This window comes from Vibrio sp. CCUG 15886 (assembly GCF_028570825.1).
In the GTDB taxonomy this organism is placed as follows: Bacteria; Pseudomonadota; Gammaproteobacteria; order Enterobacterales; family Vibrionaceae; genus Vibrio; species Vibrio vulnificus_B.
On record NZ_JAQQBT010000005.1, the window covers coordinates 259649 to 279626 of the forward strand.

Annotated in this window: 24 protein-coding genes; 8 read left to right on the plus strand and 16 right to left on the minus strand. The window is 47.1% G+C overall.

All coding sequences use genetic code 11. From position 1 onward, the window contains the following. Window positions 1-2 precede the first annotated feature (2 nt). Both PQQ36_RS12705 and PQQ36_RS12710 read left to right on the plus strand, forming a co-directional pair. A complete protein-coding gene (locus tag PQQ36_RS12705; protein ID WP_011078796.1) occupies window positions 3-500 on the plus strand; it encodes a DUF3299 domain-containing protein in 498 nt (165 codons plus the stop codon). 348 nt (window positions 501-848) lie between these two features. Beyond that, a complete protein-coding gene (locus PQQ36_RS12710) occupies window positions 849-1751 on the plus strand; it encodes a TIGR03899 family protein (RefSeq protein ID WP_039552507.1) in 903 nt (300 codons plus the stop codon). A 126-nt stretch (window positions 1752-1877) separates the two neighbouring features. Here the strand turns inward: PQQ36_RS12710 and cysC are convergent, their stop codons facing one another. From cysC to cobA, 5 genes are all read right to left on the minus strand, one after another. Further along, complete coding sequence (gene cysC, locus PQQ36_RS12715; RefSeq protein ID WP_011078798.1) at window positions 1878-2501, minus strand: adenylyl-sulfate kinase; 624 nt, start codon at window positions 2499-2501, stop codon at window positions 1878-1880. Window positions 2502-2514: 13 nt separating this feature from the next. Continuing rightward, window positions 2515-4239: an SLC13 family permease gene (locus PQQ36_RS12720; RefSeq protein WP_011078799.1), complete on the minus strand. Its 1725-nt coding sequence runs from the start codon at window positions 4237-4239 to the stop codon at window positions 2515-2517. An 87-nt stretch (window positions 4240-4326) separates the two neighbouring features. Continuing rightward, window positions 4327-5757, minus strand: a complete 1431-nt coding sequence (cysN, locus tag PQQ36_RS12725) for a sulfate adenylyltransferase subunit CysN (protein WP_182290347.1) — start codon at window positions 5755-5757, stop codon at window positions 4327-4329. A 17-nt stretch (window positions 5758-5774) separates the two neighbouring features. Next, window positions 5775-6683, minus strand: a complete 909-nt coding sequence (gene cysD / locus PQQ36_RS12730) for a sulfate adenylyltransferase subunit CysD (protein WP_011078801.1) — start codon at window positions 6681-6683, stop codon at window positions 5775-5777. Window positions 6684-6740: 57 nt separating this feature from the next. Continuing rightward, window positions 6741-7616 (minus strand): uroporphyrinogen-III C-methyltransferase, encoded by an 876-nt coding sequence (cobA, locus tag PQQ36_RS12735; protein ID WP_011078802.1) that lies wholly within the window; start codon window positions 7614-7616, stop codon window positions 6741-6743. Window positions 7617-7888: 272 nt separating this feature from the next. Here cobA and cpdB point away from each other — a divergent pair, with 272 nt between their 5' ends. The 4 genes from cpdB to PQQ36_RS12755 all read left to right on the plus strand — a co-directional run bounded on the left by cpdB (window position 7889) and on the right by PQQ36_RS12755 (window position 11911). Next, the gene (gene cpdB / locus PQQ36_RS12740) at window positions 7889-9850 is read left to right on the plus strand and encodes a 2',3'-cyclic-nucleotide 2'-phosphodiesterase (protein ID WP_182290350.1); all 1962 of its coding nucleotides are present in this window, start codon (window positions 7889-7891) and stop codon (window positions 9848-9850) included. 72 nt (window positions 9851-9922) lie between these two features. Further along, the gene (locus PQQ36_RS12745; RefSeq protein ID WP_065090748.1) at window positions 9923-10486 is read left to right on the plus strand and encodes a Crp/Fnr family transcriptional regulator; all 564 of its coding nucleotides are present in this window, start codon (window positions 9923-9925) and stop codon (window positions 10484-10486) included. Between the two features lie 99 nt (window positions 10487-10585). Further along, a complete protein-coding gene (locus PQQ36_RS12750) occupies window positions 10586-11038 on the plus strand; it encodes a GNAT family N-acetyltransferase (RefSeq protein ID WP_039552496.1) in 453 nt (150 codons plus the stop codon). Then, a complete protein-coding gene (locus PQQ36_RS12755) occupies window positions 11039-11911 on the plus strand; it encodes a DMT family transporter (protein ID WP_263130517.1) in 873 nt (290 codons plus the stop codon). 73 nt (window positions 11912-11984) lie between these two features. Here the strand turns inward: PQQ36_RS12755 and PQQ36_RS12760 are convergent, their stop codons facing one another. Beyond that, entirely contained in the window at window positions 11985-12548 is a 564-nt protein-coding gene (locus PQQ36_RS12760) for a LysM-like peptidoglycan-binding domain-containing protein (RefSeq protein WP_011078807.1), read from the minus strand. Between the two features lie 226 nt (window positions 12549-12774). Here PQQ36_RS12760 and PQQ36_RS12765 point away from each other — a divergent pair, with 226 nt between their 5' ends. After that, window positions 12775-13395: an FKBP-type peptidyl-prolyl cis-trans isomerase gene (locus tag PQQ36_RS12765; protein WP_026050414.1), complete on the plus strand. Its 621-nt coding sequence runs from the start codon at window positions 12775-12777 to the stop codon at window positions 13393-13395. Between the two features lie 133 nt (window positions 13396-13528). Continuing rightward, window positions 13529-14023 carry a DUF2780 domain-containing protein gene (locus PQQ36_RS12770; RefSeq protein ID WP_011149348.1) on the plus strand — a complete coding sequence of 165 codons (495 nt, stop codon included), beginning with the start codon at window positions 13529-13531 and terminating at the stop codon, window positions 14021-14023. 333 nt (window positions 14024-14356) lie between these two features. Here PQQ36_RS12770 and rplQ read toward each other — a convergent pair whose 3' ends face one another. The 10 genes from rplQ to rpsE form a co-directional block, all read right to left on the minus strand. Continuing rightward, on the minus strand, window positions 14357-14740 hold the full coding sequence (rplQ, locus tag PQQ36_RS12775; RefSeq protein ID WP_011078810.1) for a 50S ribosomal protein L17: 384 nt from the start codon (window positions 14738-14740) through the stop codon (window positions 14357-14359). Between the two features lie 26 nt (window positions 14741-14766). Then, window positions 14767-15759 (minus strand): DNA-directed RNA polymerase subunit alpha, encoded by a 993-nt coding sequence (locus PQQ36_RS12780; protein WP_010445384.1) that lies wholly within the window; start codon window positions 15757-15759, stop codon window positions 14767-14769. A gap of 23 nt (window positions 15760-15782) precedes the next feature. Beyond that, window positions 15783-16403, minus strand: coding sequence for a 30S ribosomal protein S4 (gene rpsD, locus PQQ36_RS12785; protein ID WP_011078811.1), 621 nt, complete (start codon window positions 16401-16403; stop codon window positions 15783-15785). A gap of 27 nt (window positions 16404-16430) precedes the next feature. After that, a complete protein-coding gene (gene rpsK, locus PQQ36_RS12790; protein WP_001118870.1) occupies window positions 16431-16820 on the minus strand; it encodes a 30S ribosomal protein S11 in 390 nt (129 codons plus the stop codon). An 18-nt stretch (window positions 16821-16838) separates the two neighbouring features. Further along, complete coding sequence (gene rpsM / locus PQQ36_RS12795) at window positions 16839-17195, minus strand: 30S ribosomal protein S13 (protein WP_011078812.1); 357 nt, start codon at window positions 17193-17195, stop codon at window positions 16839-16841. A gap of 146 nt (window positions 17196-17341) precedes the next feature. After that, entirely contained in the window at window positions 17342-17455 is a 114-nt protein-coding gene (gene rpmJ, locus PQQ36_RS12800) for a 50S ribosomal protein L36 (RefSeq protein ID WP_000868186.1), read from the minus strand. A 38-nt stretch (window positions 17456-17493) separates the two neighbouring features. Then, window positions 17494-18828: a preprotein translocase subunit SecY gene (gene secY, locus PQQ36_RS12805; RefSeq protein ID WP_011078813.1), complete on the minus strand. Its 1335-nt coding sequence runs from the start codon at window positions 18826-18828 to the stop codon at window positions 17494-17496. Between the two features lie 20 nt (window positions 18829-18848). After that, window positions 18849-19283: a 50S ribosomal protein L15 gene (rplO, locus tag PQQ36_RS12810; RefSeq protein WP_011078814.1), complete on the minus strand. Its 435-nt coding sequence runs from the start codon at window positions 19281-19283 to the stop codon at window positions 18849-18851. 6 nt (window positions 19284-19289) lie between these two features. After that, complete coding sequence (gene rpmD / locus PQQ36_RS12815; RefSeq protein WP_011078815.1) at window positions 19290-19466, minus strand: 50S ribosomal protein L30; 177 nt, start codon at window positions 19464-19466, stop codon at window positions 19290-19292. 7 nt (window positions 19467-19473) lie between these two features. Next, window positions 19474-19977, minus strand: a complete 504-nt coding sequence (gene rpsE / locus PQQ36_RS12820; RefSeq protein WP_273661620.1) for a 30S ribosomal protein S5 — start codon at window positions 19975-19977, stop codon at window positions 19474-19476. Window position 19978 lies beyond the last annotated feature (1 nt).

Consider the following 19978-nt stretch of genomic DNA (forward strand, 5'->3'; position numbering starts at 1 on the left):
TCATGAAACGTAGACTCACTCTGTTTTTAACGCTGATTTTTGCCGCTTGGCTGCCTGTGCAAGCCATCGCGCAACAAGTCACCACTTTAGATTGGATCGATTTGGTCCCCGAGCAAGAACGTAAAATGTTCGACAGTGTCGGTATGCCCGCCGCCGATCACTCCGGTACGGCCGCCGCCCAATCCAAAGTTGGCGGTGTTCGCCCTGAACTCAACAACAAAAAAGTTAAGATCCCAGGCTTTGTGATTCCGCTTGAAGGGGATGCCAACAAAGTGACAGAGTTTCTGTTGGTGCCGTACTTTGGTGCGTGTATTCACGTACCACCACCACCACCAAACCAAATTATTTATGTGAAGTTTCCAAAAGGCGCTCCCGTTCAGGAGCTGTGGGATGTGATTTATCTGGTGGGCACCTTAAAAACCGAAACCGTCAGCCATGAATTGGCAGAAACGGCGTATGTGATCGAAGGTGATGCCATTGAGCCTTATGACGACATGTAATCACGATTAACATTTACACAACCTGTCAATCGTTCTCTCTCAAGCAATGAATTTAGATAAATAAATTAACGTTGCTAGGTAAGCCACCAAGAGTAGCGCGATTGATAGGTGCTTTTTCAGCTTATTCTCTCCGAAGTACTTCATAGTTCCCTCACAAAACACCGCAACAATTTTAACAACTTATTATCATTTGGCATAGCCTATTACACGGTTAATTTGCGATTTTCTCCGCGAACAGGGCAATATCTCGCCATGAACCAGCAGAGTGTGAGGCGTGAATCTTGCAGTCTGCTTCTGATTGCAGGTACATTGAGAGCTTAGCCAGCGAAAAGATGAAAGGAAAACCCCATGGCGGATAGCAGACCTCCCGTCGTCATTGACGTGGAACCCGAAACCAAAAGCAGCGGTTATCAGGAGAAAAAGTCCAGCTATATCAAAGACAGCGCGAGCCGAATCCAAACCATAGCGCAAACCTATGGCCTCGATGCGCTGTTGCAAAAAGATCCGCCAGCCAAAAATGCTCTAGAGCGGGCCGTGTTTCGTGAAGAGCAACGCAAAGAACAGCGACAAAAAAACCTAGAGCAGATCCTCAAGCTGGCGCATGTATCATGCAAAGATGAAACGGCTGGTGAGCCAGACCAGGATTGGCTCTACCGCTTCTTCGACATGGCGCAAGAGATCCACAACAGTGCCATGCAAAAATTGTGGGCACAGGTGCTTAAACGCGAAGTAACCAATCCGGGTTCAACCTCGATGAAAGCGCTGAAAGTGCTACAAGACATGACGCCAAAGGAAGCGCACATACTGCAACGTGCCGCCTCGCTTGCCTGCAGCTTTGGCGGTGACGCCAGCCGTAAATTACTCATTGGCTTTCGTGCGCAAGGCGGACTGTTCAGCTTTGGTAAGCGCGATACCACCAGCAACATTAATATTGGCAGCTTCCAACTTCCTTTCTCCAGTCTACTGGTTTTGATTGAGTTAGGGTTGCTGCACGGAACTGAGCTTGAGTCGGGTGAAATTGAACAGCAAACGCCGCTCATGCTCACTTATCAAGGCAAAAATTTGCAGTTGAATGCCACATCCAAAGGAGTGCGTTTGCTTTATTACCGTTTTACTCCAACGGGGAATGAATTGTGTAAATTGCTTGGCAACAAACCGAATAACTCGTATTACGATCAACTGGTTGCGCTACTCAATCAAAAATTTACCGTACAAAGTGACGCGCAAAGCAGCATCCATCACACCGTGTAAAACCGACGCGAAAATTGCCAGTACGGCAATAACGTCAAGCTATCCACATAAAATGAATCACAATAAAAAAGTGAGTCTCGCGCTGCGACACTCACTTCTTGTCATACAAAAATTCAGTTAACAGTACTAACGTGGGGAAATCACACCACGCAGAGTGAGCTGCTCCACCAGCAAATCCACCAGCGCTTCGATGCCTTTTTCTCCCGCAGGCAGGTCAATCTCTGGATTGAGTGGTACCTCATATTCAGAGTCGATTCCCGTGAAGTTGGCAATTTCGCCTGCACGTGCTTTTTTATACAAACCTTTTGGATCACGTTGTTCGCACACTTCTAATGACGTATTGACGAAAACTTCAATAAACTCCCCTTCCGGCAATAAATCACGCACCAACTGACGCTCAGCGCGGTGAGGAGAAATAAATGCCGTCAACACGATCAAGCCCGCATCGGCCATCAACTTAGCCAACTCACCGATACGGCGAATGTTTTCACGACGATCTTGCGTCGAAAAACCAAGATCACTGCACAAGCCGTGACGTACGTTGTCTCCATCCAATAGATAAGTATGAAAACCTTGTTCAGCAAGCCGATTTTCCAGCGCACCAGCCACTGTCGATTTGCCCGCACCAGACAATCCCGTAAACCAAAGCACGGCTGGCTTTTGCTGTTTTAAATCTGCGCGCTGCGTTTTAGTCACAGCATGTTGATGCCAAACGACATTTTCATCTTTTTGCGCGATAACGCTGCTCATAGAAAATCCTTTTTTAAAACGGGAAGAAAATCGGAATCAGAGTCAACACCAGCACCGAATACACCAAAGAGATCGGCACACCAATTTTCAAATAATCCAACAAACGATAATTCCCCACGCTGTACACCAGCAAGTTGGTTTGATACCCGTAGGGTGAAATAAAACTGGCACTGGCACCAAACAACACCGCCATGATAAACGGCATCGGATCAACGCCATAGCCCAACGCCATGCTATAGCCCAGCGGAAAGGCAAGAGCCGCCGCGGCATTATTGGTCACCAATTCCGTCAGAATCAAAGTGACAAAGTAGGTGGCCACCAAAGCGCCAAACACACCCCAGCCATTGAAGGCTTCAATGAACATGCCACCCATACGCTCTGAAAAACCAGAGCTGATCATCAACTGCGCAATCGACAGCGCTGAGCCAACAATCACCACAATATCAATCGGAAAACGTCGTCTTAGCTCATTGAGCTGCACAATACCAAAAACTACTAGAGCCAGCAGATACACCGCCAAGCCTTTAATGATCGGCACTAACCCCGTCAGTGCTGCAGCAATCACCGCCATAAAACCGAGTAACACCAACGTCGATTTGTGGCTGTCTAAACGTGCGCTGGAATCCAAATCGTTCATCAGCACAAACTCTTTACGATGTGCCTGACGCTCCGCTTCAAACCGCTTGCCCGGCACTACCACTAAGGTATCGCCAGCCGCTAAGGTAATATTACCTAAGCCCCCTTCGAGACGCTCATGACCACGACGAATCGCCACCACAACCGCATCAAACCGGTCACGAAAACGGCTCGATTTGAGGGTTTTATTGCAAAATGTCGCCGATGAACTCACCACCACTTCAACAAAGTTTTGTCCGTTGAGATGCTGCTGACCAAACAAGGTCAAACCGGGAATTTCTTGCAACGTCGAGACGCTATCGACCTCACCACAAAACAACAAACGATCTTTGGCTTGCAGAACAAAATCGGGCCCCACTGAAGGCACCGTTTGCCCATCACGAATCACCTCTGCCAAAAACAGCTTACGCAAAGCACGTAGATTGTTCTCGGTGATGCTACGCCCCACCAGTGGTGAACCGGGTTCCACCGCGGCTTCTAGGAAATACGGTAACTCATCTTGGCCTTGGTCATCGTAATCGGGTAGCAAATAACTTAGAGGAATCAGTACCAACACCCCGCCAATCACGATCGCCAAACCAATCAACGTTGGGGTAAAGAAACTGAGGCTGGGTAATCCCGCATCTTCGACAAAACTGTTGATGATCAAATTGGTGGACGTGCCAATTAACGTCAGCGTACCCCCAAAAATCGCCGCATAAGAAAGCGGGATCAACAGCTTAGAAGGCGCATGCTGACGATTGCGTTTGATTGCCCCAATCAGAGACACCACTACTGCGGTGTTATTGGTAAACGAAGAGAGAAAGGCCGTAGAAAAACCCAGTTTCGCTACCACTGTCAACAATCTGCCTTCCGAAATACTGCGACTGACCCAACTGATCAAACGCGTCTTTTCCAACGCAGTCGAAGCGAGAATCAGCAACACTAAGGTCAATAAGGACGAGTTGGTGAAATTCGCTGCAATCGCGGTTAGATCACTCATTCCAGCCATAAATGCAGCAAACGCCGCACCAGCAAAAATATAGCTTGGTTTGATTTTCGTGACGAGCAAACAGGTGATGATGCCCAGCAACAACGCCAATACAAATCCTTGCTCCCACATACTACATCCCCATGATGGGGGAGCCTCACTCCCCCAGTTACAACAACGTCTGACTGACTCTACAAACTTCGGTATGATGACTCAGTGTTACTTCTTAAGCAGTTCGCTCAAATCTTTCGCATCCCAATGTGGGAAATGCTTGCGAATGAGTGCATTCAATTCCAACTCAAATGCGGAGAAATCACTGCTTACTTTGGTTACTTCCGTCAGGCTCTCACTCACCATGCCCGCACCAACAGTGACGTTTGTCAGGCGATCGATGATGATGAAACCACCGGTATCAGCACAGTCTTGGTAGTTATCCAGAGCGATAGACTCATTAAAGGTCCACTCACACAAACCAATACCATTCAATGGCAACTCAGCCGCACTGTGTTTAGAAAGGTTGTTGATGTCATATTGATGATGAATGTGCTCAACGCGACCAATGGTCTTTTTACCAGCAATCTTGATGTCATAATCACGACCAGGCTGAAGTGGCTGTTCTGTCATCCACACCACATCCGCTGCCAAATGGTTAGTGAGCTCCACATTCGCACCATGGTGAACAATCAAATCCCCGCGGCTGATATCGATCTCATCGGCCAGAGTCAGCGTCACTGCTAAACCCGCTTGCGCCTGTTTAAGATCGCCATCGAAGGTGACGATGCGCGCAACGGTTGAGCTCTTACCCGATGGCAACGCCGTAATGCGATCGCCCACGTTCACCACACCAGACGAAATGGTGCCAGCGAAACCACGAAAATCGAGGTTTGGGCGATTAACGTATTGCACTGGGAAACGGAATTCACCCGCTTCTTTCTCTTTCTCAACGTCAACCGCTTCCAAAATTTCGAGTAGTGTCGGGCCTTGATACCAAGCCATTTGTTGGCTCAGTTCAACCACGTTGTCGCCTTCCAGAGCAGAGATGGGGATAATTTGAATATCCGTTTCACCACGAAGATTTTTCGAAAACGCTTGGTATTCGGCTTTAATTTCTTCAAAACGCTGTTGAGAAAATTCCACCAAGTCCATTTTGTTAACCGCCACCACAAAGTGTTTCAGGCCAAGCAAGTTGGAGATAAACGAGTGGCGACGCGTTTGATCCAACACCCCTTTACGCGCGTCGATCAAAATCACCGCAAGATCACAGGTAGAAGCACCTGTTGCCATGTTGCGCGTGTACTGCTCATGCCCTGGAGTATCGGCGATAATGAATTTACGCTTCTGAGTTGAGAAGTAACGGTAAGCCACATCGATGGTGATACCTTGCTCACGCTCCGCTTGTAGGCCATCCACTAGCAACGCCAAGTCTGGACGGCTGCCGGTGGTGCCAACGCGCTGGCTATCGTTATGTACGGCGGCCAATTGATCTTCATAAATCTGTTTTGAGTCGTGTAGCAAACGACCAATCAGGGTACTTTTACCATCGTCTACCGAGCCACATGTCAGGAATCTAAGTAGCGATTTGTGTTGGTGTTGATTTAGGTAACCTTCAATACCTAACTCAGCGAGCTGAGCTTGAACTGCACTATTCATTTTCTTTCCTTAGATCCTTAGAAGTAACCCTGACGTTTTTTCAGTTCCATCGAACCCGATTGATCGTGGTCGATGGCTCGTCCTTGACGCTCACTGGAAGTCGCCACCAGCATCTCTTCAATAATGCCTGTCAACGTATTCGCCTCTGATTCGATCGCGCCCGTCAGTGGGTAACAACCGAGGGTACGGAAACGTACGCTTTTCTCTTCAATCACTTCACCTTCTTTCAGCTTCATACGATCATCGTCCACCATGATCAGCATGCCATCACGCTCTACCACCGGGCGTTTAGCGGCCAGATACAGCGGAACAATCTCGATGTTCTCTAGATAGATGTATTGCCAAATATCCAATTCTGTCCAATTCGACAAAGGGAACACGCGAATGCTTTCGCCTTTGTTTACTTGGCCGTTATAGGTTTTCCACAGCTCTGGGCGCTGATTTTTTGGATCCCAAGTGTGGTTTTTGTCGCGGAATGAGTAGACACGCTCTTTCGCTCGCGATTTTTCTTCATCACGACGCGCGCCACCAAAGGCAGCATCAAAACCATACTTATTTAATGCTTGCTTAAGACCTTGCGTTTTCATGATGTCAGTATGTTTCGAAGAGCCGTGGGTAAATGGGCTACATCCCATAGCGAGACCTTCTGGGTTCTTATGTACCAACAATTCAAAGCCGTACTTCTCTGCCGTACGATCACGAAATTCGATCATTTCGCGGAATTTCCAATCCGTATCTACATGCAGTAGTGGGAAAGGAATCTTCCCTGGATAGAAGGCTTTGCGTGCTAAATGCAGCATGACCGAAGAGTCTTTGCCGATTGAGTACATCATTACTGGATTGTCGAACTCAGCAGCCACTTCACGAATAATGTGAATGCTTTCTGCTTCCAGCTGCTTCAAGTGAGTCAGGCGTTGTTGATCCATAGTTATTTCCTTTTTAAACCTTTTGGCTTATACGTATCCCTAAATCTTTGGTAACGATTATATTGAGTTGGCAATAGCACTATTGTTGATTCGAGTACCAGATAAGAACCAATCTAATTTCTGAGACAACTGCACCACTTCACCGATCACAATCAGTGCTGGAGCCTCTGCTTTCTTAGCTAAATCAGCAAGTTCCGATAATTGACCTTTAAAAACTTTCTGTGACAACTGAGTCCCACGTTCGATAATCGCAATCGGTGTTTGTGCTCTGCGACCGTGTTTGATCAATTGCTCTTGAATGTAATTCGACTTCATCAACCCCATATAAATCACCAGTGTTTGCTGCCCTCTTGCCAGAGTCGACCAATCCAATTGGTCACTTTCTGCTTTGAGATGCCCTGTAATAAACATAGCGGATTGTGCGTAATCACGATGGGTAAGCGGTATGCCCGCATACGCTGTGGCGCCCGCTGCGGCAGTAATACCTGGGACCACTTGAAAGGTAATGCCAGCATCGGCTAACACTTCTAGTTCTTCGCCGCCACGGCCAAAAACAAACGGATCCCCCCCTTTGATGCGCACGACTTTGTAACCTTGCTTGGCAAAGTCCACGAGGAGTTGGTTGGTTTTCTCTTGAGGCACGCTGTGGTGACCCGCTCGCTTACCGACACACACTAAAATGGCGTCATTGGGTACCAGAGCCATGATCTCATCAGAGACGAGGTAGTCGTACAGCACGACTTCGGCTTGCTGTAGGTAATTGAGTGCTTTGAGCGTCAGTAGCTCCGGGTCACCCGGACCCGCACCGACTAAAGCCACTTCACCATGCTTGAGCTGGCTGTGACCATAACGGCCAGCCGTAGGATTACTTGCCACAACGCTAGGGCGCTTAAAGGGGAAAACCGTTGCTGTGTCCTTGTCTGCCATGCTCATCTTTCCATCGAACTATTGATAAGCGCATTATGGCGAGCTCTTCATATTACCTGAAATTCTAAAATTTCATTTTTTATTCAAAAAACTGCTAAGGAAAAACAATCTCGTTACTCTCAGCGCTGAAATAACCCGCAAAAGGTGAGAGATAATAAGCAGAACGGGATAAAGTAATTGCTCAAAATCACAATTCAATGTGTCGCGTAAGATAGGTTTCATCATTATTTGTTACATTAATCACCGACCTTTCCGCAAACATTCTTTTGGAGCAGACAATGAAAGTGGCAGTGAAACCCCTATCTCTAGCCGTTTTAAGCAGCATGTTAGTCATGGCTGGCCCAGCAATGGCTGAGACCATCAAACTACGCATTATTGAAACCACCGATATTCACACTAATGTGATGGACTACGACTACTACAAAGACAAGCCTTCACAACAAATTGGTTTGACGCGTGCAGCAACGCTGGTCAAACAAGCACGTGGTGAAGTGGTCAACAGCGTATTGGTTGATAACGGTGACTTAATTCAAGGTAGCCCGATGGGTGACTACATGGCAGCTAAAGGCATTAAAGCGGGTGAAGTTCATCCTGTTTACAAAGCCATGAACCAGCTGAGCTACGATGTCGGTAACATTGGTAACCACGAATTCAACTACGGTTTGGAGTTCTTAGCGGAAACCATTAACGATGCGGATTTCCCATACGTCAGCGCCAACGTTTTTGATAAGAAAACGGGCAAGCACTACTTCAAACCTTACATCATCAAAGATCACACCTTCAAAGACGTAAACGGTGAAGAGCACACCATCAAAGTGGGCTACATTGGCTTTGTACCTCCTCAAATTATGGTGTGGGACAAGAAAAACCTCGAAGGCAAAGTGTTCGCCAAAGACATCAAAGAAACCGCAGAAGAGCTGGTTCCGCAGATGAAGAAAGAAGGTGCCGATGTGATCGTCGCCATTCCACACTCAGGCGTCTCCTCTGACCCATACAAAATTGGCGCAGAAAACTCGGTTTACTACCTCTCAGAAGTGGACGGCATTGATTCAATTGCGTTTGGCCACTCCCACGCCGTGTTCCCAGGTAAAGGCTTTGACAACATCCAAGGTGTCGATAATCAAGCTGGCACCATCAACGGTGTTGCGGCGGTGATGCCAGGACGCTGGGGCAGCCATGTCGGCATCATTGATTTGGAGCTGCAACAGAAGCAGGGCAAATGGACGGTGGTGAAAGGACAAACGGAAGCACGCCCAATTTTCGACAAAGCGACCAAGAAACCATTAGTCGACGCCGATGCGGCGATGGTAAAAGCACTGGAAGCCGACCACAAAGGCACACGCGAATTCGTTAACCAACCTATCGGTAAAGCGAACGATGTGATGTACAGCTTCCTCGCATTGGTTCAAGACGACCCAACCGTGCAAATTGTTAACTTAGCGCAGAAAGATTACGTAGAACGCTTCATTCAAGGCGATCCTGATCTCGCTGGCCTGCCCGTTCTTTCTGCTGCAGCTCCTTTTAAAGCGGGTGGTCGCAAAAACGATCCGGCCAACTTTACCGAAGTTGAATCTGGTCAATTAACGTTCCGTAACGCAGCCGATTTGTACCTTTATCCAAATACACTGGTAGCAATGAAAGTCACTGGTCATGAAGTGAAAGAGTGGCTTGAATGCAGCGCAGGTCAGTTCAAGCAAATCGACGTCAGCAGCACGGCGCCTCAATCTCTGATCGATTGGGATGGTTTCCGCACGTATAACTTCGATGTGATCGATGGAGTGAACTACCAGATTGATGTGACCAAACCTGCAAAATACGACGGTGATTGTAAAGTGATCAACGCCGATTCTGAGCGTGTTATTGGCCTGACTTACCAAGGCAAGCCGATCGATGTGAAGCAAACATTCATTATTGCGACCAACAATTACCGCGCTTACAGCAACAAATTCCCAGGCACTGGTTCTGAGTTTGTTGCGTTTGATTCACCAGATGAAAACCGCACTGTTGTGGCCAACTACATCTCTCGCGTGAGCCAAGAAAAAGGTGAAGTGACACCAAGTGCCGACAATAACTGGACTTTTGCGCCGATTAAGTCAGACAAAGCACTGGATATTCGCTTTGAAACCTCGCCAAGCGACAAAGCGGCTCAGTTCATCAAGGAGAAAGGCATCTACCCAATGAAGCAGATTGCGACGGACGACGTTGGTTTCGCCGTGTACCAGTTGGATCTACAAAAATAACTTTTCTCGATACGAGAAATGCTTAAACTCAAACCGTTGCCCTAAGGCAACGGTTTTTTTTTAGGGAGAGACATGGACACTCGCTTTACACAACAGCTTCAGCAGCTCAATTTATCCGCCGATGACATTGCTCTGGTGCTCTCTCACGCCAAAGAGTTGCAATTACCCACTCGTCATATTCTCCATCATCAGGGAGAGTGTCCGCAGCAATTTTATTTTTTGCTCGATGGGTTGTGCCACGCCTGCTATCTCACCGAAGAAGGTAAAGAATTCAGCAAAGAATTCTATTGGGAAGTCGATTGGATGATCGGTTTTGAAAGCGCAATTTTGCAACAAGCGAGCCCTTTTCTGCTTGAGACATTAACACCAGTGCATTTACTGACATTTCCTATCGAGTTACTGCAGCATTGGCGCTCAACGCATCACCCGCTTTACACGCACTTACTCGAGACTCAACTGGTTTACAAAGAACGTAAAGAGCGCTTTTTGCTGCTTCACACTCCTGAGCAAAAATACCACTTGTTTAAAACGTCGTTCCCCACGTTATTGGAACGGCTCAGTGATCGGCAAATTGCGGCGTATTTGGGTATCACCCCTGTCAGTCTAAGTCGAATCAAAAACCGTTCAACGGTTTAACTCGATGACATAGAGATAACCATCGTTAACATATGTTAATGGCATTAGTGGGAGACAAAGATTAGAGTCGCCATACTCATTTCATAAGGAGCGTTATCCATGACCCAATGGCAATTGCTGCCGTTTGCGCAGCTGTCAAACACCCAGCTTTATCAGTTATTAAAACTTCGCGTTGATGTCTTCGTCGTTGAGCAAAATTGCCCGTATCCTGAGCTCGATGGTCACGATACAAAACCAGGGGTCTACCATCTATTGGGTTATCAAGGAGAAGAGTTGGTTGCTTGTAGTCGCTTGCTTCCTGCTGGAACCACTTACCCTCACGCCTCAATCGGACGCGTGGCAACCTTAGCCAGTGCACGAGGCAATGGCCTTGGCCATCAATTGCTCAATCAGGCGTTGCAATATTGTGACAAACTTTGGCCAAACACAATAATCGACATTGGTGCCCAACAACACCTCGAAGCGTTTTACCAACATCACGGCTTTCGTACAGTGTCAGACATGTACCTTGAGGATGGAATCCCCCATATCGACATGCGTAAAGGCAACTAAATGCAAGCTCAGCAACTGGCTATCGTTTTACTGATTGTTGGCAATTTCTTGGCGACGCTTTCCGATGTCGCCGTGAAGCTCATCGACGGCGACATCTCCCCATTTCAATACATGTTTTTACGTCAGGTGGTCTCGCTCTTACTCATCACGCCCTTATGGTGGGTTCAATCGCCAGAACAACGGCGATTAACACAACCCGCAGTGACCATCACCCGAGCGCACCTCATTTTGATTGGTAGCGGTTGCATGATGGTTTCTATCACTTATCTGCCGCTGGCAACCGCCAATGCGGTTTTTTATGCCGCACCGTTACTCATGCTGCCATTGTCGATTTGGCTATTGAAAGAACGCCCTTCCGCCGCCAAAGTGCTTGCGACCAGCCTGGGCTTTGTTGGTGTGTTGATCGTGTTACGTCCTTCTCAATTTCATTGGGCGGCACTCTTTGCACTCGGCACCGCCACCACACTCGCACTGTTTAACATCCTAGTGAGAAAATTGCCGGCCTCGCAATCGGTGGTGACCACATTATGGTGGACAACCCTGTTCTCCTTTCCGGTATCTGCCTTGCTCGCGCTATTTCATTGGCAACCCATGAGTGCTCAACTGTTTCTGTTGGTCGCAATAAGCGCAGTGTGCATCCTTGGCTATAACGGCTTGGCCGTTGCAGCGTATCGCCGTGCGCCAGCAGGCCAAATTGCGCTCTCGGAGTATTCTGGATTGCTGTTTGTCACCCTCATTGGCGTGGTTGGTTTTAACGAACTGCCTGATGGCTTCACTTGGCTAGGAATTTCATTGATTGTGCTGCCGCTACTGCCCGTCCGCGAGTGGTTACATGCCAGGCAACGGAAACATCGCTCTCCATCATCGAGCTAGAAAAAGAGAGCTCGCATAAACGCAATAAGGCGCTCAACGCGCCTTATTGGGACTGATTCATCACACGGCAGCGCTACTTGCTGCGGCCAAAACCACCATCAGACAAGCGGAAAAACATCACTGAAGTGGTGCCTTTTTCCAACTGTAAAATGTCCAATTGGCCAGTGTCATTGAGCTTAAAACGCACCAACTGACCTTGTTTGATCTGGCTGAGCGGTTTGTCATCCCCTTCGATGCGCACCAGTGCATTGAGATCCGACATCGACAATTGATTATTACGAAACACCTGAGAAAGAGTGTCACCATCACGCACTAGGTATTCCTTCCAGCTATTGGACTTTAAGTTGTTCTGCTCTTCTGTGCGTTGCTGGCTTAACCCGGTAGTATCAATATCCAAAGCAATACGCTGCGGCGTGCTAGGCTCTGACACTTTGAGCTCTGGTTCGCTACTTGGCCATAGTAACAAGACAAACAGGACAGGAACCAAAACATAAAGCGCACGTTGATGTAAACGTGGCAACGTTGCCCAAAACTGCTTTACGTTGGACAAAATACGCTGGTAATCAAATTGAGCAATACGCTGTTTACACAGCGCCAGATAATCTACCTGAGCCTTCTTCTTTCTACGTCGATTCATGCTAGTGCTTCTCCAAACCCTTTGCACTCAGTATAAAAATACAAATTGGCTGAGTATAGTGCTTTCCGATGACAGTGAGTCATTACAAGGTAAAAATGGTTAAAAAGCGTGAAGGAAAACGTTCCTTTTACACGGCCATACGCCCGTCGGTGAGAGATGGACCATTTAAACCTGTAGCCTAAACTGTTATCCTTTCGCTTTCATTCGTTCAATAAGAGTGACTTTTATGTCTGACATTAAATTTGAAACCGTAGAAGAGAAAGCAAGCTACGGTATCGGCCTACAAATGGGCCAGCAGCTAGCAGGTTCAGGTCTTGATGGCCTAAACGTTGCAGCCATCGCCGCGGGTATCGCCACATCTCTAACAGGCGACATGCCAGCGATTGAAGTAGACGAAATCAACAAAGCGCTACACGAGCTATACACTCGCGCAGAATCTGCGCGTGCAGAAGCGGCAAAAGCCGCAGCGGCTGACGGCGAGGTATTCCTAAAAGACAACGCACTTCGTCCAGAAGTAACGGTTCTTGAGTCTGGCCTGCAATACGAAATCATCACCGAAGGTAATGGCGAAATCCCAACGTCAGACAAAACCGTACGTGTTCACTACCATGGCGAACTGGTTGACGGCACCGTTTTCGATAGCTCAGTATCACGTGGCCAACCAGCGCAATTCCCAGTAACGGGTGTGATTAAAGGTTGGGTTGAAGCACTACAACTGATGCCTGTAGGCTCTAAATGGAAACTGTACATCCCACACGATCTTGCTTACGGCGAGCGTGGTGCGGGCGCGTCCATTCCTCCATTTGCAGCACTTGTATTTGAAGTAGAACTGCTAGACATCGTTTAATCTAAACTTGTAGCATTTCTCATAACGGCGACACATTGTGTCGCCGTTTTTTTTGGATAATACTGAAACCATTCAAAACAAGAATATTCGGTTGCGACAATACCGAAAATAAGTCAGAAAATAAGGAAATATTATGTACAAGAAAATCGCTATCGCCGCCTTTGTCAGTGTTGCACTTATGGGATGTCAAACGACATCGAAACAAACTCAAACAGGTACCGAAAGTGGCTATAGCGAAATCGCTAATGCGGCGCTGATGGGCGCAGTTCAAACATGGTCTCAAAAAGGAGCAGCCGATAGCGATCTCGTCTCCGCGATACAAAATAGCACTAATGTGTCATCTGAACAGGCTATTGGCGGGATCGGCTCACTACTCGCGTTAGCTCAAAACTCATTGAGCAGTAACGAAAACAATGAGTTATCGGGGCTCATTCCGGGATTTGATTCTTTACAGTCAAGTGGCTTGACGGCTTTAATTAGTAATAACGAAACGGTTAAGAGCGCATTTTCGGCATTGGGATTAGATCCAGCTCTTATTTCTACCTTTACACCGATCATCCTAAGCGCACTACAAAACCAGGGCGCAAGCTCAGGTTTGCTAGATAGCCTTTCTTCTATCTGGAAATAAGCGAAGCGAGAAGCGAGAAGCGAGAAGCGAGAAGCGAGAAGCGAGAAGCGAGAAGCGAGAAGCGAGAAGCGAGAAGCGAGAAAATGTTGAGGGGTTGGTGCGCAGTGCCAACCCTTTTTCTTTAAATTCAGATAATGAAATCCAAATTAGGAACCAGTGCTGTCTGCAACTTTTGACTCTCTCTCCGCGATCTCATCTCGAAGAACGGAGTTCGCTCGCGATTCTCTGAACGAAGCTTTCTCAAAGGAAGTAAGGCGTGGCTCGTTATTTCCCTACCTTACAAACGCAAAAAAGCCGAGCTAATGCTCGGCTTTTCTGTTCTTACGAACCTGATTACTCAGCAGCAGCTTCTTCAGCAGCTGGGCGATCTACAAGCTCAATGTAAGCCATTGGAGCTTTGTCACCAGCACGGAAGCCAGCTTTTAGGATACGAGTGTAACCGCCCTGACGAGCAGCAAAACGTGGACCTAGTTCGTTAAATAGCTTTGCAACTACTTCGTTGTCACGAGTACGTGCAAACGCAAGACGACGGTTAGCAACACTGTCAGTCTTAGCTAGTGTAATCAAAGGCTCAACTACGCGACGTAGCTCTTTAGCTTTTGGCAATGTAGTCTTGATAACTTCATGACGTACAAGAGAGCTAGCCATGTTGCTGAACATCGCTTTGCGATGTGAGCTGTTGCGGTTGAGTTGACGACCACTCTTACGATGGCGCATGACCTAATCCTTCTAACTAGTATCGATTAATCTTCAGCGATTGATGCAGGTGGCCAGTTTTCTAGGCGCATGCCCAGAGACAGACCACGTGACGCAAGTACGTCTTTAATCTCAGTAAGAGATTTTTTACCAAGGTTTGGCGTTTTAAGTAGCTCAACCTCAGTACGTTGTACTAGATCACCGATGTAGTGAATCGCTTCTGCTTTCAGACAGTTAGCAGAGCGAACTGTTAGTTCAAGATCGTCTACAGGACGCAGTAGGATCGGATCGAATTCTGGCTTCTCTTCCTTCTCCTCAGGTACACGTACATCACGAAGATCTACGAACGCATCCAATTGCTCAGCAAGAATAGTTGCTGCGCGACGGATTGCTTCCTCAGGTTCAAGAGTACCGTTCGTTTCCATATCGATAACAAGCTTGTCTAAGTCAGTGCGCTGTTCTACACGAGCTGCTTCTACAGCGTAGGCAATTTTGTCTACTGGGCTGTAAGTAGCGTCTACTAGTAGGCGACCGATTGGACGCTCATCTTCTTCAGTATGGATACGAGCTGAAGCTGGAACATAACCACGACCACGTTCTACTTTGATGCGCATTGCGATCTCTGCGTTGTCATCCGTTAGGTGACAAATTACGTGTTCAGGGTTAGCGATCTCTACATCACCGTCATGGGTGATGTCACCTGCAACCACAGGGCCCGAGCCTGATTTGTTCAGTGTAATGAACACTTCATCTTTGCCTTCGGCAACGCGTACAGCCAAACCTTTTAGGTTTAGTAGGATTTCAAGAATATCTTCTTGAACGCCTTCTTTAGTGCTGTACTCATGAAGAACGCCTTCAATTTCTACTTCTGTTACAGCACAACCTGGCATAGAAGATAGAAGAATACGGCGAAGTGCATTACCTAGAGTATGGCCGAAACCACGCTCCAATGGCTCAAGAGTTACTTTTGCGTGGGTCGAGCTGATCTGTTCGATGTCAACTAGACGTGGCTTAAGAAATTCTGTTACAGAACCCTGCATTGTGTCCTCTCTTTAGTTTAACCTTACTTAGAGTAAAGCTCGACGATCAATTGTTCGTTGATGTCAGCTGATAGATCTGAACGTTCAGGCATACGCTTGAATGTACCTTCCATCTTGCCAGCATCTACTTCAATCCAAGTTGGTTTTTCACGTTGTTCAGCAACTTCTAGAGCTGCTTTGATACGAGTTTGCTGTTTAGCTTTCTCGCGAATTGAAACAACGTCGTTAGCCGCTACTTTGAAAGAAGGAACGTTTACAACTTTACCGTTTACTAGGATAGCTTTGTGGCTAACTAGCTGACGTGCTTCTGCGCGAGTTGCACCAAAGCCCATGCGGTAAACTACGTTATCAAGACGACCTTCAAGAAGCTGAAGTAGGTTTTCACCTGTGTTGCCTTTAAGACGAGCAGCTTCTGCGTAGTAGTTACGGAATTGTTTTTCTAGAACGCCGTACATACGACGTACTTTTTGCTTCTCACGAAGCTGAACGCCATACTCAGATAGACGACCGCGACGAGCGCCGTGTACACCTGGTGCGTTATCAATTTTACACTTGGTATCGATCGCGCGAACACCAGACTTAAGGAACAAGTCAGTGCCTTCACGACGGCTAAGCTTCAGCTTAGGACCCAAATATCTTGCCATGATCTTTCTCCAGTAATCTAAAAAACGTTATACGCGACGTTTCTTAGGTGGACGACAACCGTTATGAGGGATTGGTGTAGCATCAACGATGTTGGTGATGCGGAAACCAGCTGCGTTCAGTGCGCGAACAGTAGATTCACGACCTGGACCAGGACCCTTAACCATAACTTCCAAGTTCTTTAGGCCGTATTCTTTAGCCATTTCAGCACAACGCTCAGCAGCAACCTGTGCAGCGAACGGAGTAGACTTACGAGAACCACGGAAACCTGAACCACCAGCAGTAGCCCATGCAAGAGCATTACCTTGACGGTCAGTGATAGTTACGATTGTGTTATTGAAAGAAGCATGGATGTGCGCAACGCCATCCGCAACTTGCTTGCGTACGCGCTTGCGCGCGCGAGTTGGTTGTTTAGCCATTGTACTCTACCTTCCCGATTATTTCTTGATCGGCTTACGCGGACCCTTACGGGTGCGAGCGTTGGTTTTAGTACGCTGTCCACGTAGAGGTAGACTGCGACGATGACGAAGACCACGGTAACAGCCAAGGTCCATAAGACGCTTGATGTTCATAGATACTTCACGACGTAGATCACCTTCTACAGTGTACTTAGCTACACCATCACGCAGTTGATCGATCTGCTCTTCAGTTAGTTCACTGATCTTAACATCTTCAGCAATACCCACGTCAGCTAGGATAGCTTTTGAGCGAGTTTTACCGATACCGTAGATCGCAGTTAGAGCGATTACAGCATGTTTCTGATCAGGAATGTTAATGCCTGCAATACGGGCCATTATTCACTCCTAGGTTTCATAAAAGAATTATCCGCAGCAAAGCCCGTGTCGGATACGCTGCGGGATACTACTTCTTTTGCACGCAAAAGGTAGGCCGAGGAATATACTCGACACTACCTTTTATTTCAAGTAAAAATTTCTGCTGATTAGCCTTGGCGCTGCTTGTGCTTTGGCTCACTGCAAATCACGCGAACTACACCGTTACGCTTGATTACTTTACAGTTACGGCAGATTTTTTTAACGGAAGCACGAACTTTCATTGCTAAACTCCGTAATTGAAACTGAAACTACCGCCGGATTAACGGCCGTAGCCTTTCAGATTCGCTTTCTTCAACACAGACTCATATTGATGAGACATCATATGTGTCTGTACCTGTGCCATAAAGTCCATAATTACAACAACTACGATAAGTAGTGATGTACCGCCGAAGTAGAAACGTACGTTCCACGCGACCATCATGAACTCCGGAATCAGACAGATAAAGGTAATATAAAGCGCACCAGCTAAGGTTAAACGCGTCATTACTTTATCAATGTACTTGGCTGTCTGCTCGCCTGGGCGGATACCGGGTACGAATGCACCTGACTTCTTCAGGTTATCTGCTGTTTCACGCGGGTTGAAAACCAACGCCGTGTAGAAGAAACAGAAGAAAATAATCGCTGCTGCATAAAGCATTACATATAGCGGTTGACCAGGACTTAGAGCCAATGACACATCAGTTAACCAACCGAACGCGCTGCTTTCACCATTCTGACCGAACCACTGGGCCAATGTTCCAGGGAACAGGATAATGCTTGATGCGAAAATCGCAGGAATTACACCAGCCATATTAATTTTCAATGGAAGGTGCGAGCTTTGTGCTGCAAATACTTTACGACCTTGTTGACGCTTCGCGTAGTTAACAACGATACGACGTTGACCACGCTCCATGAAAACAACGAAGTAAATTACAGCAAAAGCCAAAACTGCAATTAACAGCAGAAGAAGTACATGCAATTCACCTTGACGCGCTTGCTCGATTGTTTGACCGATTGCCGAAGGCAATCCAGCAACAATACCTGCAAAGATCAGTAATGAAATACCATTACCAATTCCACGCTCAGTAATTTGTTCACCTAACCACATTAAGAACATGGTACCGGTTACTAAACTCACGGTTGCAATTAGCGTAAACATGGTTTGATCGATAACGACCAGATTGTCGACCATGTTTGGTAAGCCAGTTGCAATACCAATAGCCTGGAATGTTGCAAGTACAAGCGTGCCGTAGCGTGTGTATTGGCTGATCTTACGACGGCCTGCTTCACCCTCTTTCTTGAGTTCAGCTAACGCTGGATGAACTACAGTTAGCAACTGGACAACAATAGATGCCGAAATATACGGCATGATGCCCAGAGCTAAAATAGATGCACGCTCAAGAGCACCACCGGAGAACATGTTAAACATTTCAACGATGGTACCTTTTTGCTGTTCGAACAAATCGGCAAGTACAGCAGCGTCAATACCAGGAATCGGCACAAAAGAGCCAGCTCGGAATACTAAAAGTGCACCAATTACGAATAATAAGCGCGACTTCAGTTCACTTAAGCCGCTCTGAGCACTACGAAAATCTTGTCCTGGTTTCTTAGCCATCTGTACCTCGTTCCTCGAGATTATTCCTCGATTTTACCGCCTGCAGCTTCGATTGCAGCTTTAGCGCCTTTAGTCACACGTAGACCTTTAACAGTCACTGCCTTGTTGATTTCACCAGAAAGAACGATTTTCACGTTCTCAATGTTTTTGGTGATAACGTTAGCAGCTTTAAGGCTGTTTAGATCAACCACGTCACCAGTTACTTTCGCTAGCTCAGCTACGCGAACTTCAGCAGACACTAGGCTCTTACGAGAAGTGAAACCGAATTTTGGTAGACGTTGTTTTAGAGGCATCTGACCGCCTTCAAAACCTGGACGAACTTTACCGCCAGAACGTGACTTTTGACCTTTGTGACCGCGGCCACCTGTTTTACCAAGGCCAGAACCGATACCGCGACCTACACGCTTAGGAGCATGCTTAGAGCCAGCAGCCGGTGATAGAGTATTCAAACGCATTTCTGATTACTCCTCAACTTTAACCATGTAGTAAACCTTGTTGATCATACCGCGAATGCACGGAGTATCTTCAAGTTCTACTGTGTGGTTGATACGACGAAGACCTAGACCACGAAGTGTAGCTTTGTGCTTAGGTAGACGACCAATTGAGCTTTTAGTTTGTGTTACTTTGATAGTTGCCATGGTGTTCTTACTCCGAAATAACTTCAACAGTTAGACCACGTTTAGCAGCAACCATTTCTGGTGACTTAACGTCTACTAGCGCATCAATCGTTGCACGAACGATGTTGATTGGGTTAGTAGAGCCGTACGCTTTAGACAGTACGTTGTGTACACCAGCAACTTCTAGTACTGCACGCATCGCACCACCTGCGATAACACCAGTACCTTCTGCAGCAGGCTGCATGTAAACTTTAGAGCCCGAGTGGCGACCTTTCACTGGGTGGTGAAGTGTGCCTTCGTTAAGTGCGATAGTAACCATGTTACGACGCGCTTTTTCCATTGCTTTTTGGATCGCTGCAGGTACTTCACGAGCTTTGCCGTAACCGAAACCTACACGACCGTTACCGTCACCAACTACTGTTAGTGCAGTAAAGCTCATGATTCGACCACCTTTAACCGTTTTAGAAACACGGTTAACTGCGATTAGCTTTTCTTGCAAATCATTCGCTTGAACTTGTTGTTCTTTAGCCATC

What these genes read in the sequence shown, in the direction of transcription:
- PQQ36_RS12750 (WP_039552496.1), top strand. Translation starts at nt 10,586, where the DNA reads ATGACCCAATGGCAATTGCTGCCGTTTGCGCAGCTGTCAAACACCCAG.
- PQQ36_RS12765 (WP_026050414.1), top strand. Translation starts at nt 12,775, where the DNA reads ATGTCTGACATTAAATTTGAAACCGTAGAAGAGAAAGCAAGCTACGGT.
- PQQ36_RS12770 (WP_011149348.1), top strand. Translation starts at nt 13,529, where the DNA reads ATGTACAAGAAAATCGCTATCGCCGCCTTTGTCAGTGTTGCACTTATG.
- rplQ (WP_011078810.1), bottom strand. Translation starts at nt 14,740, where the DNA reads ATGCGCCATCGTAAGAGTGGTCGTCAACTCAACCGCAACAGCTCACAT.
- rpmD (WP_011078815.1), bottom strand. Translation starts at nt 19,466, where the DNA reads ATGGCAACTATCAAAGTAACACAAACTAAAAGCTCAATTGGTCGTCTA.
- PQQ36_RS12705 (WP_011078796.1), top strand. Translation starts at nt 3, where the DNA reads ATGAAACGTAGACTCACTCTGTTTTTAACGCTGATTTTTGCCGCTTGG.
- PQQ36_RS12745 (WP_065090748.1), top strand. Translation starts at nt 9,923, where the DNA reads ATGGACACTCGCTTTACACAACAGCTTCAGCAGCTCAATTTATCCGCC.
- PQQ36_RS12760 (WP_011078807.1), bottom strand. Translation starts at nt 12,548, where the DNA reads ATGAATCGACGTAGAAAGAAGAAGGCTCAGGTAGATTATCTGGCGCTG.
- rplO (WP_011078814.1), bottom strand. Translation starts at nt 19,283, where the DNA reads ATGCGTTTGAATACTCTATCACCGGCTGCTGGCTCTAAGCATGCTCCT.
- rpsD (WP_011078811.1), bottom strand. Translation starts at nt 16,403, where the DNA reads ATGGCAAGATATTTGGGTCCTAAGCTGAAGCTTAGCCGTCGTGAAGGC.
- rpsK (WP_001118870.1), bottom strand. Translation starts at nt 16,820, where the DNA reads ATGGCTAAACAACCAACTCGCGCGCGCAAGCGCGTACGCAAGCAAGTT.
- PQQ36_RS12710 (WP_039552507.1), top strand. Translation starts at nt 849, where the DNA reads ATGGCGGATAGCAGACCTCCCGTCGTCATTGACGTGGAACCCGAAACC.
- cysN (WP_182290347.1), bottom strand. Translation starts at nt 5,757, where the DNA reads ATGAATAGTGCAGTTCAAGCTCAGCTCGCTGAGTTAGGTATTGAAGGT.
- cysC (WP_011078798.1), bottom strand. Translation starts at nt 2,501, where the DNA reads ATGAGCAGCGTTATCGCGCAAAAAGATGAAAATGTCGTTTGGCATCAA.
- cysD (WP_011078801.1), bottom strand. Translation starts at nt 6,683, where the DNA reads ATGGATCAACAACGCCTGACTCACTTGAAGCAGCTGGAAGCAGAAAGC.
- rpsE (WP_273661620.1), bottom strand. Translation starts at nt 19,977, where the DNA reads ATGGCTAAAGAACAACAAGTTCAAGCGAATGATTTGCAAGAAAAGCTA.
- cobA (WP_011078802.1), bottom strand. Translation starts at nt 7,616, where the DNA reads ATGAGCATGGCAGACAAGGACACAGCAACGGTTTTCCCCTTTAAGCGC.
- PQQ36_RS12720 (WP_011078799.1), bottom strand. Translation starts at nt 4,239, where the DNA reads ATGTGGGAGCAAGGATTTGTATTGGCGTTGTTGCTGGGCATCATCACC.
- PQQ36_RS12780 (WP_010445384.1), bottom strand. Translation starts at nt 15,759, where the DNA reads ATGCAGGGTTCTGTAACAGAATTTCTTAAGCCACGTCTAGTTGACATC.
- PQQ36_RS12755 (WP_263130517.1), top strand. Translation starts at nt 11,039, where the DNA reads ATGCAAGCTCAGCAACTGGCTATCGTTTTACTGATTGTTGGCAATTTC.
- rpmJ (WP_000868186.1), bottom strand. Translation starts at nt 17,455, where the DNA reads ATGAAAGTTCGTGCTTCCGTTAAAAAAATCTGCCGTAACTGTAAAGTA.
- cpdB (WP_182290350.1), top strand. Translation starts at nt 7,889, where the DNA reads ATGAAAGTGGCAGTGAAACCCCTATCTCTAGCCGTTTTAAGCAGCATG.
- rpsM (WP_011078812.1), bottom strand. Translation starts at nt 17,195, where the DNA reads ATGGCCCGTATTGCAGGCATTAACATTCCTGATCAGAAACATGCTGTA.
- secY (WP_011078813.1), bottom strand. Translation starts at nt 18,828, where the DNA reads ATGGCTAAGAAACCAGGACAAGATTTTCGTAGTGCTCAGAGCGGCTTA.